This window comes from Streptococcus henryi DSM 19005 (genome assembly GCF_000376985.1).
In the GTDB taxonomy this organism is placed as follows: Bacteria; Bacillota; Bacilli; order Lactobacillales; family Streptococcaceae; genus Streptococcus; species Streptococcus henryi.
Genome location: NZ_AQYA01000033.1, coordinates 18230 through 31341, shown reverse-complemented (window position 1 = coordinate 31341; position 13112 = coordinate 18230). Strand labels below are relative to the sequence as shown.

Genomic DNA, 13112 nt, shown 5'->3' with positions numbered 1-13112 from the left:
GTTTTACTATTTAATTTTGATCAATCTACAAAATAATCATATAAGCTTATGTGCTCAAAATCACACCATTCAGGACGTTTCAATGACCGTTTAGGAAATGGACGGAAAAAAGAGGATTTTTGTATTATACTTTGATTTCGTAGCTGGTATAAAAAATAAAACAGCTAAAAAGAAATAAAGGGATGATTATTGATAATGACAACTAAGTCCAAATTACAATTAGGTAGATTATTGAGTCTCCTGGTTGATATTATTGTTATTTTTTTATGGATTGGTGATATCACCGGAAAAAGAAGCGGTATTGTAATATGGATGTTAAGTTTAACTCTCCTCCATGTTTGCCTGTCTGTAGCTTCCTTAATCCTCATTAAATTTAAAAGAATACCTTATTCTTGGTCAAAGGAGCAAAAAAACGTGATAGTACTAGTGAGCCTCATGACGATTTTAATAAGCTTATTTTCCATCTTGAACAGAGACAATCCGATAACCTTGTATATCATGTTAGTAAATGGAATCCTAGTCTCAAGCTATCCACATATGATTGGGAAATGATGTCTTTCCTTGCTAAGTTTTAAACATGCCAGTTCTAGTTTCTGTTTTTAATATTTAAATTAAAAAATGTAAATTATAGAAAACATTACCTAATCCAGAGAAAGGCTAACCATGATATTTCCAATTTTATGCCATTATGTCTTTGAGAAAATGAGCCATATGATAAGCTGTCAGGAGCTATACCAAGGCTTATTAACACTTTTGATTGGCTTAATAAATCTTATACAGTTTTGAAGTCCCCAAAACTAGGGGATTTTGTGTTTATCCTTGATTAATTTTCGGTGGCTAAACAGCCTTATTTCTGAAAATCTGCTATAATAAAAGCTATGAATAACAAGATTTTAGAACAGTTAGAATTTGATAAGGTTAAGACTCTCTTTGCTGGCGCTCTTCAGACTGAGCAGGGGCAGAAGGAGTTACGTCGTCTGGAACCCATGACAGAGCCAGACCGTATTTCGCGGGCTTTTTCAGAAATGTCTGACATGGAGCAGCTTTTCATTGAACACCATTCCTTCGGTATGGGAACTCTTCGTGATATTTCAGAAGGGCTTCGCCGTCTGGAATTAGAGGCGGATGTTAACATTGCAGAAATCATTGACATAAAGAAGGTTTTACAGGTTTCTGCGGAAATGCAGCGCTTCTATAAGGAATTAGAAAATGTAAATCTCGCTGCTTTACATCAGATTTTTGAAAAAATCGAGACTTTCCCAAGTCTACAAGGCAGTCTTCAGGCCATTAATGACGGTGGCTTTATTGAAAATTTTGCCAGTCCAGAGCTGGATAAGATTCGCCGTCAGATTAATAACAGCGAAAGTCAAGTCCGTCAGGTTTTACAAGATGTTCTCAAAAAACAGGGAGACTATTTGACAGAAAGTCTCATCGCCAGCCGTAATGGACGCAGTGTGCTTCCTGTCAAAAATACCTATCGTAACAAGGTAGCAGGTGTTGTGCATGATATTTCATCATCTGGCAGCACCGTCTACATCGAACCACGCGCTGTTGTCCAATTAAATGAAGAAATCACCCAGCTCCGTGCGGATGAACGCCATGAAATGGCAAGAATTCTGCGTGAGTTGTCCAACATGCTCCGCCCTCATACCAATGCCATCCGCAACAATGCTTGGTTGCTTGGGCATCTGGATTTTGTACGAGCTAAGTTTCTCTACATGCAGGACAATGGGGCCAATGTTCCAATATTATCAGCTGACAAGACTGTCCAACTGCTTAATGTCCGTCATCCCCTCTTGACTAATCCTGTGCCAAATGATTTGCATTTCATGGATGGCTTGACTGCAATTGTCATTACTGGTCCTAATACGGGTGGTAAGACTATTATGCTTAAAACTCTGGGACTTGCTCAGCTCATGGCCCAATCAGGTTTGCCAATTCTGGCAGACGAGGGCAGTAAGGTGGCTATTTTCAACCAGATTTTTGCTGATATTGGTGATGAACAATCCATTGAGCAGAGTTTATCAACCTTCTCCAGCCACATGACTCACATTGTAGAGATCTTGGAAGCGGCAGACAGCGATAGTCTGGTCCTCTTTGATGAGTTGGGGGCTGGTACGGATCCCCAAGAAGGTGCCAGCTTGGCTATGGCCATCCTAGAACATCTCCGTCTGATGCAAATCAAAACCATGGCGACTACCCACTATCCCGAGCTTAAGGCCTATGGGATTGAGACCAAGTATGTGGAAAATGCCAGCATGGAGTTTGATACTGAGACCCTGAGTCCTACCTACCACTTTATGCAGGGGGTCCCTGGACGTTCTAACGCCTTTGAGATTGCGCGCCGTCTTGGTTTGGCTGACCTTATTGTCAATGAGGCAGAGCAGATGACCGATAGGGACAGTGATGTTAACCGCATCATTGAGAAGCTGGAGCAGCAGACGCATGAAAGCCGCAAGCGCCTGGACCACATCAAGGAAGTAGAGCAGGAGAACCTTAAGTTTAACCGTGCCGTTAAGAAAATTTACAATGAATTTTCGCATGAACGCGACAAGGAGATGGATAAGGTCCGCGTCCAGGCTCAAGAAATTGTGGATATGGCTCTGGCTGAGAGCGAGGAAATTCTCAAAAATCTTCATGCTAAGGCTGAGCTTAAGCCCCATGAAATCATTGAAGCCAAGGGCAAGATTAAGAAATTAGCTCCGGAAGTTGACCTGTCTAAGAACAAGGTCTTGAAGAAGGCTAAGAAACTCCGTGCGCCGCGCGTGGGAGATGATATTGTGGTAACTGCTTATGGCCAGCATGGTACCCTTATTAAGCAGTTGAAAGATGGGAAATGGGAAGCGCAGATTGGTCTCATTAAGATGACCCTCAAAGAAGACGAGTTCAGTCTTGTCAAGGTGCAAGAAGAAGTCCAAAAACCTAAGAAGAAACAGGTTCATGTGGTCAAGAAGGCTCAAAAATCTTCAGGCGGTCCGCGAGCGCGCCTGGACTTGCGTGGCAAGCGCTATGAAGAAGCCATGCAGGAATTGGATGAATTCATCGATCAAGCCCTTCTCAATAACATGGCCCAAGTGGACATTATCCACGGTATCGGGACTGGTGTTATTCGTGAGGCTGTTACCAAATACCTCCGCCGTAACAAACATGTCAAACACTTTGAGTATGCTCCGCAAACAGCAGGGGGCTCAGGCTGTACCATTGCTACACTGGGATGAACTAATAACTAAAGTGTCCAAAATATAACTTTTACTCTTCGAAAATCAAAATGATAGATTGTTAATACTCAAATAAAATCAAAATCAGACGAGGAAGTGAGACGAAGACAGTACTTTAGTACGGCAAGTCGAAACAGACGAAGTATTATTTTGATTTTAAAAGAGTATAAGCCTTCTTGTCTACCATCAGGTAAGCCTGCGTCGGCTTGCCTTCTCTAACATTGATTTTCATTGAGTATCAATATTACTAAAGGCTGGGATTTTTTCCTAGCCTTGTTCTGATAATAAAAAGAAAGGGAAATGATGTGTTAAAAAAATGTTATATCATTCTTGTTATGAGTTTAACTGTGATTATGCTTGCGGCTTGCGGTCATTCCACAAGTCAAAGTCAAGAAAATCAAGAGGCTGAACAAGTGGAAATCTATAAGGAAGCAGTAGCTGATTTGCAAGAAATTAGTTTGGACCAAGCTATTGATAAAATCGCTAATTCTGAAAATTTTATTCTTTACTTGGGTCGCCCGACCTGTGACTACTGCAATATCTTTGTCCCAAAATTAGCGCAAGCTTACCAAGATAAATCGGTGACTATTTACTATGTGGACTCAGATAAGGCAGACGAACAAACATTTAATGACTTTACGAGTCATTTTAAGATTAAAACCGTGCCCAATTTTAGTTACTATGCCGACAATCAACAGATTGATAGCTTAGTAAAAGGCAGTGAATCAAGTGTAGAAGAGATTAAAGCCTTTATTGAAAGATACGGTGTGAAAGATTAGAAAAGAAAAGGATTTAAGCCATTGATGAGCCTAAATCCTTTTTGATTCATTAGTATGTTAATATTTGGATGACTATTAGTCTTTATGATTGACTTTATAAGCTACTTTAATAAGCTCAGTGATTAAATCTAGCGGGAGTTCTTGATTATAGGGAAATTGAACCGTCCCCTTGCTGTATGTGATACCAGCTTGGTCAAAGAGCTCTGCCATTTCCACAATGGGACCAGAACCGGGGTAGATACCCAGATGTTTTTTCTGGGCAGCGAAGTGGATGATGTTTCTTCCTTTCCAGAATGTGGGCATACCATAGGAGATTTTTTCCTGACAGTCAGGAAGGAGGTCTTTCATGAGTTGGTAAATCGTCTTGAGGCAGTCTTGGTTTTGCCTATCTGCTGTTTTGATGTAGTTTTCAATTTCTGTCATGGTTAAGTCTTTCTTATTTTTTTCTTAGTATAGCATAAGGTGTTATAATAGAGAAGAACAGAATAGAAGAAATAGAAGGAAAAAAGATGCTTGAAATTATTTATAGAGATGCTGCAAAACGTGAGAAAAAAGTGATTTTTGAATCCTACAGCGAGTTTGTGCGTTCCCAACAGGCCTGTTGGCATGACATCCCTGATTATCTAACAGCCCTTAAATTAGTTTACAATGGCCACGATCTGGGTTATGCAGGGCCATATGGAGACATTTACCGATTTTTGCTCAATCAGGATTTGACGCAATACGAGGATTAATACTCAATGAAAATCAAAATTAGAGAAGGCAAGACGACGCAGACATACCTAATGGTAGGCAAGAAGGCTTAAGGACCTATCATTTTGATTTTCGAAGAGTATAAGTCCTACTGGAGATTGTCCTTAGTTAAACCCAAAGTTCCGTATGCTTTGTGATGAAATCTAAGGTCTGCGGCAAGGAGTTGTGAGATGATATTTAAGAAATGGTTACTCGGTATCATAATAGCTCTAGCCTGTCTGGTGCCGATTGTCAGCTGTTCAAGCAAGTCAACACAGGGGTATGGGGTCTTTCTTGGAATAAACGGCGGACAGATGGATCGGCTTAAGGATTATAATTTGATCGTTATCGACCCGTCAGAATTTGAGGCTGAACAGATAAAGGAGCTTCAAGATGAAGGTAAGACAGTCTATGGCTATATCAATATAGGTGCTATAGAAAACTATCGTCCCTATTATGATAGATTCAAGAACCTAAGTCTGGGGCTTTATGAAAATTGGCCTGATGAGGAATGGCTAGATGTGTCGTCAAATCAATGGCAGGATTTTATTGTCAATGAACTTGGCAAAGACTATGTTGATAAGGGCTTGGATGGTTTTTTCTTGGACAATGCTGACGTATATTACCATTATCCAACAGATGACATTTTTGAGGGGCTATGTCAGATTCTTTCAGGTTTGAAAGCTTATAAGCTGCCGCTAATAATAAATGGTGGAGATGTTTTTGTGACAAAGTGTATTAAACAAGATACAGCTAGTTCCCTCTTTGATGGAGTCAATCAAGAGGCTGTCTTTACCAGTATTGATTTTGAAAAGAGAAGTAGCGGTATACAAGCTGAGAAAGAAAGAGACTATTTCCAAGGTTATCTTGAAAAGGTTAAAGAGGCTGATTTAGCAGTCTATCTTCTGGAATACGGAGCTGATCCAACCTTAGCAAGAGAGATTGACGAATATTGCCAAAAAAATGGCTTCCGCTGGTATAATGCAGATGATTTGGAGTTGAAATGAGTATCAAGAAGTAATTGTTTTTGAGGAGAATTAACCGTTTAGGAAAGTTCAATGACCTTTTAGGAAATCAGACAAACTAAAATCCTAAATGTGCTACACTCAGTTAAAACTATTAAATTAAGAAGAAAGGTGGGTAAATGAAACAAAAGACTTTACAATTTCTTTGTGTAATGGTGATAATTTTTTTGCGTATTCAGATTTTTCCCTATCTGGTAGCTTACCTTGCTCATTTTCCTAGACCTGTTAATGATCAGTGGTATCTCTTTCGGATGGTTAGTATAGCTTTAGTTGGAGTATTATCTATCATTGTTTTAGTGTATTTTGGAAAAATATCTATCTTTCAAAAAAATAAGATTGATAAAAAGAACACTTTGATATTCTTTATTCTTAGTATAGTCTATTTTGCTCTTTGCATTTTTCTTAATAATGTCATTGTGACACAAAACAGCTCTGCTATTGCCCAAGATATGCAAAGCCATTCTGGATCGTATTTCTTATATTTAATGGTCATAGATGGCTGCCTCTTATCACCGATTGTCGAGGAACTTTTATACCGTGGTGCACTTATGTCTGTTTGGAAATCTAAAGGGCGCGACCTGTTATTTTCAGTTCTTTTTTCAGCAAGTCTTTTTTCAATACTACATATTTATCATTATGACTGGTCGTTAGTAGATTTCTTGTACTACTTTATCCCCTCTTCGATAATCGCGATTCTTTTTGCTAAAACACAATCAATTTATTACCCCATTTTACTACATATGGCATGGAACACCTATGCATTTTGGGGGCTAATTCAGTGGTTGATTAGCAATCCATTATACTATAGTCATTTGAATTAGATTTGATACATCGTCACTTTCATTTTGCCCTACTCTCGGCTGAGTGAAAGACGTTTCCTTAATTTCCCACCTCAAACACTCACTCCCCAGACTGTTGGAGCTATCTGCGCCTCTGTTCCTTGTCTGAGAGATGATTCATCTCACTATATTTATAAATGCCATCTTCCGTTTTAGGAAGTATGAAAACTGATTTCGTTTCGAATCAGTTTTTTTAATCAAATAATTTGTCAAACTATCACTAATTAGTTATAATTCTTTTCAAGAAGTGTAACTAGAGAAGTTACAATGAAAGAAGGAAAACTATGACTTATAGATACCAATCAGCTATCCGTTTAGGAGAGGTTGTTTTAAATGTTCATGACTTGGAAAAACAAACTATTTTTTATAGAGACTTTATCGGTTTTAAGGTTTTAAATCAAACTTCAGATCAAGTGCATTTGGGCATTGCTGGCTCTGATGAGGTTCTTATGCGTTTGGTTAAGACTGACTTGCCTGCTCAAGATAATTACGGTCTCTATCATACTGCCATCTTGGTGCCTGATCGCCCTAGTTTGGGTGCAGCGCTTAAGCACTTGTTAACAAATGGTGTCCCCCTCACTGGTGGAGCTGATCACGGCTACAGCGAAGCCATTTACCTAGACGACATTGAAGGAAATGGTATCGAGATTTATCGTGACAAGCCTGTGTCTGAATGGGATATCCGTGAGGATGGGCGAATTATTGGGGTGACTGAGGAGATGGATGCAGATGGTGTCTTGGCTGAGAGTCTGGTTCAGGAGAATTTTGCTCTGTCAGAGGGGACCATTGTTGGCCATGTGCATTTGAGCGTCAAAAATGCTCTGGTCTCTTCTAAGCTTTATCAACGTGTCTTTGATCTTGGCGACAAGATGACGATTCCCTCTGCTTCTTGGATTGCTTCGGGCAACTATCATCATCAGCTGGCCTTTAATCAATGGGCTGGACCGAACTTGGCAAAACGTGGTGAGAAGCTTCCAGGCCTCAACCACCTAACCATTTTTGTTTCAGATGAGATTTTCTTTAAGGCTTCTTTGAAAAAGGCAGAGCTTTATGGTCTGACCATCCTTGAAAAGTCTGAAAACAGCTTCTTGATGGAAGATTCAGATGGTATCCGTACAAAAGTTACCTTGGAGAAATAGTTTTGCAACTGGAGTCAAGACAAAATAGTTTTCAGATACATGACTATGATTTCTTGAGCGATGTAGAAAAGCAAACTGATGATTATTTAAATATTACCTATTGACCAAAGACAGTTTTAATTGACTTTATCTCCTATCTTGACAGCTTTTTTATGCTGATAGAGATTTGTAAAAGTGAGACGACAGAATCGATTTCTTTTGAAATATCGATTCTGTCGTCTCACTTTTTTTATTTAATATTACTACTTCAGCACATTTGTGAACACTTGGCTGTGTGTTTCTTGGTCTTTTTGTTTGCGCTTTCAAAAACTATAATAGAAGCATAAGAAATCATAAAACAATTTAGAAAAGGAGTTATCTTATGAATGCACTCTTAGTTCCTTTAACTTGGTTCTCGCAAAATATTTTGCAAAAACCAGCTTTCTTCGTCGGTCTGATTGTATTTATTGGTTATATTCTTTTAAAGAAGAAACCACATGATGTTTATGCCGGCTTTATCAAAGCAACCGTAGGTTATATGATTCTGGATGTTGGTGCGGGGGGACTGGTTTCGACCTTTCGTCCAATTCTAGCAGCCTTGAACGTAAAATTCAATATCGGTGCGGCAGTTATTGACCCTTACTTCGGTTTGACAGCAGCCAACACTAAGATTGCAGAAGAATTTCCAGCCTTTACAGCAGCGGCAGCAACAGCCCTCTTGATTGGTTTCTTCTGGAATATCCTACTAGTTGCCCTTCGTAAAATCACTAAGATTCGTACCTTGTTCATTACTGGTCATATCATGGTTCAACAAGCAGCAACGATTTCCTTGATTCTCTTAGTAACAATCCCAATGATTGGTAAAAACAGTTTCTTGGGAACAGCCTTAATCGGTATTCTCTGTGGAACCTACTGGGCAGTCAGCTCAAACATGACCGTTGAAGCAACACAACGTTTGACAAAGGGTGGTGGCTTTGCTATTGGTCACCAACAACAATTTGCCATCTGGTTTGTTGATAAGGTTGCACATAAACTTGGTAAAAAAGAAGAAAACCTTGATGACCTTAAATTGCCAGGCTTCTTGAATATCTTCCATGACACAGTTGTTGCTTCAGCAACCTTGATGTTGGTGTTCTTTGGTGCTATCTTGGCTATCTTGGGTCCTGAAATTATGTCTAACCCAGAAGTGATTACATCTGGTACTCTCTATAGTCCAGAAAAACAATCCTTCTTCATGTATGTTTTCCAAACAGCACTTACCTTCTCAGTTTACATCTTTGTCCTTATGCAAGGTGTACGTATGTTCGTTGGTGAATTGACTAATGCCTTCCAAGGTATCTCTGCTAAACTGCTCCCAGGTTCATTCCCTGCGGTCGACGTTGCAGCATCTTATGGTTTTGGTTCAGCAGCAGCTCCACTCTTTGGTTTTGCGACTGGTCTTGTTGGTCAATTGATTACCATTGTTCTCTTAATTATCTTTAGAAACCCAGTCTTGATTATCACAGGTTTCGTACCAGTGTTCTTCGATAATGCGGCGATTGCAGTTTATGCAGATAAACGCGGTGGCTGGAAAGCAGCTGTTGTTCTATCCTTCATTTCAGGGGTGCTTCAAGTTGCACTTGGTGCGGTTGCCGTATCACTTCTCGGCTTGGCTAACTTTGGTGGTTACCACGGAAACATCGACTTTGAAATTCCATGGGTGCCATTTGCTTACATCTTCAAATACATCGGTATCATCGGTTATGCCCTAGTTATGATTTTCTTGTTCGCTATCCCTCAATTGCAATTTGCAAAAGCTAAAGATAAAGAAGCTTACTATCGCGGTGATGTTCCTGCTGAATAGTAGGTATTAGTAATAAACAAAGTAAATCATCTAAAATTATGACATTTTTGGTAATAGCTCTGCTATTTTCCAAAAAGATTGATAAAAAAACGGAGGAAAAAATGATGGTTAAAGTTCTTACAGCATGTGGTAACGGTATGGGGTCATCCATGGTTATCAAAATGAAAGTTGAAAATGCTCTTCGCCAGCTTGGCGTAGCTAATGTGGAATCTGCTTCTTGCTCAGTTGGTGAAGCAAAAGGTTTGGCATCAGGTTATGATATCGTGGTCGCTTCAAACCATTTGATTCATGAATTGGATGGTCGTACAAATGGTAAACTCATTGGTCTTGACAATTTGATGGATGATAATGAAATCAAAACAAAATTGGAAGCCGCATTGAAGTAGTTTAATAATTCTTCGATTATCGAAGAGTAAAAATTGAATGGGTGCTTTCAAAGAGAATTGGAAGCACCTTCTCATTTGGAGTCTTAAGGAGAATGACTTATGAATTTAAAACAAGCCTTTATTGAAAATGACTCGATTCGCTTAGGTCTGACTGCAGAGAGTTGGGAAGAAGCAGTTAAATTATCTGTTGAACCGCTGATTGAAAGTGGAGCAGTTAAGGAAGAGTACTATGATGCTATTATTGATTCAACCAAACAATATGGTCCCTACTATATTTTGATGCCTGGTATGGCAATGCCTCATGCTCGCCCTGAAGCTGGGGTTCAAAGAGATGCCTTTTCATTGATTACTCTGACTAAACCTGTGAGATTCTCAGATGGTAAAGACGTCCAAGTTCTACTAGCCTTGGCAGCAACAAGTTCACAAATCCACACCTCAGTAGCCATCCCACAAATCATCGCCCTCTTTGAATTAGAAAACTCTATTGAACGCCTAGTCAACTGCCAAACCAAAGAAGAAGTCTTGGCAATGGTAGAAGAATCCAAAGACAGCCCTTATTTGGAAGGCCTGGACCTAGATAGCTAAAAATGTCCGGGGGACATTTTTAGGTGGGAAATAAGGAATACGAAGTATTCCACCCTGATGTCCGGGGGACATTTTTAGGTTGGAAATAAGGAATACATAGTATTCCATCCTGGTGTCCGGGGGACGTTTGGGGTGGGAACAGAAAAGATACGGTATTCCTCAAAATCACATGATTTATATTTAAGAAAGGAATGAGCTAGGGCAGTTTTATGAATCTCTTAGCTCTTGGAATAAAACTATGACAAAACGCTTACCAAATTTACAAGTTGCACTTGACCATTCAGATTTGCAAGGAGCTATTACAGCAGCTGTTTCTGTCGGTGATGAAGTTGATGTTATCGAAGCTGGTACTGTTTGTCTGCTTCAAGTTGGTTCTGAACTGGTAGAAGTTCTGCGCAGCCTTTTCCCAAATAAAATCATCGTAGCTGATACAAAATGTGCTGATGCTGGTGGAACAGTTGCCAAAAACAATGCTGAACGCGGTGCTGACTGGATGACATGTATCTGCTGTGCCACTATTCCGACTATGAAGGCTGCTCGTAAAGCTATTGAAGAAGTTAACCCTGAAAAAGGAGAAATTCAAATTGAGCTTTATGGTGACTGGACTTTTGAACAAGCTCAACAATGGCTTGATGCAGGTATTTCACAAGCTATCTACCACCAATCTCGTGATGCTCTTCTTGCTGGAGAAACTTGGGGTGAAAAAGACCTTAACAAGGTTAAGAAACTCATTGATATGGGCTTCCGTGTCTCTGTAACAGGTGGTCTTGATGTTGATACGCTCAAACTTTTTGAAGGCGTAGATGTCTTCACCTTTATTGCTGGACGTGGTATTACTGAAGCTGAAAATCCAGCAGCAGCAGCGCGTGAATTTAAAGACGAAATCAAACGAATCTGGGGGTAAGTGCTATGGCTCGTCCAATTGGTATTTATGAAAAAGCTACCCCAAAACACTTTACATGGTTGGAACGTCTCAATTTCGCTAAGGAACTGGGCTTTGACTTCGTGGAAATGTCTGTGGATGAATCTGATGACCGCTTGGCTCGTCTGGAATGGACCAAGGAGCAGCGTCTTGAGATTGTTAAGAATATTTATGAAACTGGCATCCGTATCCCAACGATTTGCTTCTCTGGACACCGTCGCTATCCGCTGGGTTCAAATGATCCTGAAATTGAAGCTAAATCTTTGGAACTCATGAAAAAGTGTATTGAATTGGCTCAAGATTTAGGTGTTCGGACCATTCAGCTGGCTGGATATGATGTCTATTATGAGGAAAAATCGCCTGAAACCAGAGCCCGCTTCATCAAAAATTTGCGTCAATCTTGTGATTGGGCAGAAGAAGCTCAGGTCATGCTCTCCATTGAAATCATGGATGATCCTTTCATCAATTCAATCGAAAAGTACTTGGCTGTTGAGAAGGAAATCGACTCTCCTTACCTCTTCGTCTATCCAGATACAGGTAATGTCTCAGCTTGGCACAACGATCTTTGGAGTGAGTTCTATCTTGGCCATAGGTCAATAGCTGCGCTCCATCTTAAGGATACCTATGCTGTGACAGAAAGTTCCAAAGGCCAATTCCGTGACGTACCATTTGGCCAAGGCTGTGTCAATTGGCAAGAAATGTTTGATGTTATCAAGAAAACCAACTATAAGGGACCATTTTTGATTGAAATGTGGTCAGAAAATTGTGAAACGGTAGAAGAAACACGGGCAGCCATCAAAGAAGCCCAAGACTTCCTTTACCCATTAATTGAGAAAGCGGGGCTAAATTAGCAATGGCAAAATCATTACAAGAAATGCGCGAACGGGTCTGCGCAGCCAATAAATCCTTACCTGAACATGGTCTGGTTAAATTTACCTGGGGCAATGTTTCAGAAGTAGACCGTGAGGCAGGTCTCATTGTCATTAAACCTTCTGGGGTGGATTACGATTTGTTGACACCTGAAAACATGGTGGTAACGGACCTTGATGGTAACATTGTTGAGGGAGACCTTAATCCATCATCTGACCTTCCAACACACGTTGAGCTTTATAAGGCTTGGCCAGCTATTGGTGGCATTGTCCATACCCACTCAACTGAAGCAGTTGGCTGGGCACAAGCAGGTCGTGATATTCCATTTTATGGTACAACTCATGCGGATTATTTCTACGGTCCAGTTCCTTGCGCACGCTCATTGACTGCAGATGAAGTGGATAGTGCTTATGAAAAAGAAACGGGCACTGTTATCGTTGAAGAATTTACCCGTCGCGGCATCGATCCGGTTGCCGTACCAGGTATTGTTGTACGTAATCACGGACCATTCACTTGGGGCAAGGATCCAGCGCAAGCTGTTTACCATTCTGTAGTCTTGGAAGAAGTGGCTAAAATGAACCGCTTCACAGAACAAATCAACCCACGAGTGGAACCAGCACCGCAATATATTTTGGATAAACATTACCTTCGTAAACATGGACCAAACGCCTATTACGGACAAAAAGGTGATGCTCATTAAGAAGTTGATTGACTTGGTATTCTTACAAAATCTGCTTTAGTCTTTTTAAAATAATATTAATCATTACCACTTTTTATAAAGTTTGACTCTTTTGG

Annotated in this window: 13 protein-coding genes; 12 read left to right on the top strand and 1 reads right to left on the bottom strand. The window is 40.1% G+C overall.

What is annotated here, in order from left to right:
• The first annotated feature begins 878 nt into the window (after positions 1-878).
• Both F601_RS0106505 and F601_RS12415 read left to right on the top strand, forming a co-directional pair.
• Entirely contained in the window at positions 879-3218 is a 2340-nt protein-coding gene (locus F601_RS0106505; protein WP_018164861.1) for an endonuclease MutS2, read from the top strand.
• A 335-nt stretch (positions 3219-3553) separates the two neighbouring features.
• A complete protein-coding gene (locus F601_RS12415) occupies positions 3554-3997 on the top strand; it encodes a thioredoxin family protein (protein ID WP_162138188.1) in 444 nt (147 codons plus the stop codon).
• Between the two features lie 75 nt (positions 3998-4072).
• Here F601_RS12415 and F601_RS0106495 read toward each other — a convergent pair whose 3' ends face one another.
• On the bottom strand, positions 4073-4420 hold the full coding sequence (locus tag F601_RS0106495; RefSeq protein ID WP_018164859.1) for an iron chaperone: 348 nt from the start codon (positions 4418-4420) through the stop codon (positions 4073-4075).
• Between the two features lie 86 nt (positions 4421-4506).
• Between F601_RS0106495 and F601_RS0106490 the strand changes: the two genes are divergently transcribed.
• From F601_RS0106490 to F601_RS0106445, 10 genes are all read left to right on the top strand, one after another.
• Positions 4507-4731, top strand: coding sequence for a DUF4649 family protein (locus tag F601_RS0106490; RefSeq protein WP_018164858.1), 225 nt, complete (start codon positions 4507-4509; stop codon positions 4729-4731).
• Positions 4732-4920: 189 nt separating this feature from the next.
• Positions 4921-5736, top strand: a complete 816-nt coding sequence (locus F601_RS0106485) for a glycoside hydrolase family 191 protein (protein ID WP_018164857.1) — start codon at positions 4921-4923, stop codon at positions 5734-5736.
• A 137-nt stretch (positions 5737-5873) separates the two neighbouring features.
• The gene (locus tag F601_RS12680; RefSeq protein WP_018164856.1) at positions 5874-6575 is read left to right on the top strand and encodes a CPBP family intramembrane glutamic endopeptidase; all 702 of its coding nucleotides are present in this window, start codon (positions 5874-5876) and stop codon (positions 6573-6575) included.
• 302 nt (positions 6576-6877) lie between these two features.
• Positions 6878-7732, top strand: coding sequence for a VOC family protein (locus F601_RS0106475; RefSeq protein WP_018164855.1), 855 nt, complete (start codon positions 6878-6880; stop codon positions 7730-7732).
• A 361-nt stretch (positions 7733-8093) separates the two neighbouring features.
• On the top strand, positions 8094-9554 hold the full coding sequence (gene ulaA / locus F601_RS0106470) for a PTS ascorbate transporter subunit IIC (RefSeq protein ID WP_018164854.1): 1461 nt from the start codon (positions 8094-8096) through the stop codon (positions 9552-9554).
• 104 nt (positions 9555-9658) lie between these two features.
• Positions 9659-9940, top strand: coding sequence for a PTS sugar transporter subunit IIB (locus F601_RS0106465; RefSeq protein ID WP_026183135.1), 282 nt, complete (start codon positions 9659-9661; stop codon positions 9938-9940).
• Between the two features lie 99 nt (positions 9941-10039).
• Complete coding sequence (locus F601_RS0106460) at positions 10040-10525, top strand: PTS sugar transporter subunit IIA (RefSeq protein ID WP_018164852.1); 486 nt, start codon at positions 10040-10042, stop codon at positions 10523-10525.
• 238 nt (positions 10526-10763) lie between these two features.
• Positions 10764-11429, top strand: a complete 666-nt coding sequence (locus F601_RS0106455) for a 3-keto-L-gulonate-6-phosphate decarboxylase UlaD (RefSeq protein WP_018164851.1) — start codon at positions 10764-10766, stop codon at positions 11427-11429.
• Between the two features lie 5 nt (positions 11430-11434).
• On the top strand, positions 11435-12298 hold the full coding sequence (locus F601_RS0106450; protein ID WP_018164850.1) for an L-ribulose-5-phosphate 3-epimerase: 864 nt from the start codon (positions 11435-11437) through the stop codon (positions 12296-12298).
• A gap of 2 nt (positions 12299-12300) precedes the next feature.
• Positions 12301-13017 (top strand): L-ribulose-5-phosphate 4-epimerase, encoded by a 717-nt coding sequence (locus tag F601_RS0106445; RefSeq protein ID WP_018164849.1) that lies wholly within the window; start codon positions 12301-12303, stop codon positions 13015-13017.
• Positions 13018-13112 lie beyond the last annotated feature (95 nt).

Bases quoted from the DNA above. Each gene is read 5' to 3' on its own strand.
- F601_RS0106505 (WP_018164861.1), top strand. From the start codon at position 879: ATGAATAACAAGATTTTAGAACAGTTAGAATTTGATAAGGTTAAGACT.
- F601_RS12415 (WP_162138188.1), top strand. From the start codon at position 3,554: ATGAGTTTAACTGTGATTATGCTTGCGGCTTGCGGTCATTCCACAAGT.
- F601_RS0106495 (WP_018164859.1), bottom strand. From the start codon at position 4,420: ATGACAGAAATTGAAAACTACATCAAAACAGCAGATAGGCAAAACCAA.
- F601_RS0106490 (WP_018164858.1), top strand. From the start codon at position 4,507: ATGCTTGAAATTATTTATAGAGATGCTGCAAAACGTGAGAAAAAAGTG.
- F601_RS0106485 (WP_018164857.1), top strand. From the start codon at position 4,921: ATGATATTTAAGAAATGGTTACTCGGTATCATAATAGCTCTAGCCTGT.
- F601_RS12680 (WP_018164856.1), top strand. From the start codon at position 5,874: ATGAAACAAAAGACTTTACAATTTCTTTGTGTAATGGTGATAATTTTT.
- F601_RS0106475 (WP_018164855.1), top strand. From the start codon at position 6,878: ATGACTTATAGATACCAATCAGCTATCCGTTTAGGAGAGGTTGTTTTA.
- ulaA (WP_018164854.1), top strand. From the start codon at position 8,094: ATGAATGCACTCTTAGTTCCTTTAACTTGGTTCTCGCAAAATATTTTG.
- F601_RS0106465 (WP_026183135.1), top strand. From the start codon at position 9,659: ATGGTTAAAGTTCTTACAGCATGTGGTAACGGTATGGGGTCATCCATG.
- F601_RS0106460 (WP_018164852.1), top strand. From the start codon at position 10,040: ATGAATTTAAAACAAGCCTTTATTGAAAATGACTCGATTCGCTTAGGT.
- F601_RS0106455 (WP_018164851.1), top strand. From the start codon at position 10,764: ATGACAAAACGCTTACCAAATTTACAAGTTGCACTTGACCATTCAGAT.
- F601_RS0106450 (WP_018164850.1), top strand. From the start codon at position 11,435: ATGGCTCGTCCAATTGGTATTTATGAAAAAGCTACCCCAAAACACTTT.
- F601_RS0106445 (WP_018164849.1), top strand. From the start codon at position 12,301: ATGGCAAAATCATTACAAGAAATGCGCGAACGGGTCTGCGCAGCCAAT.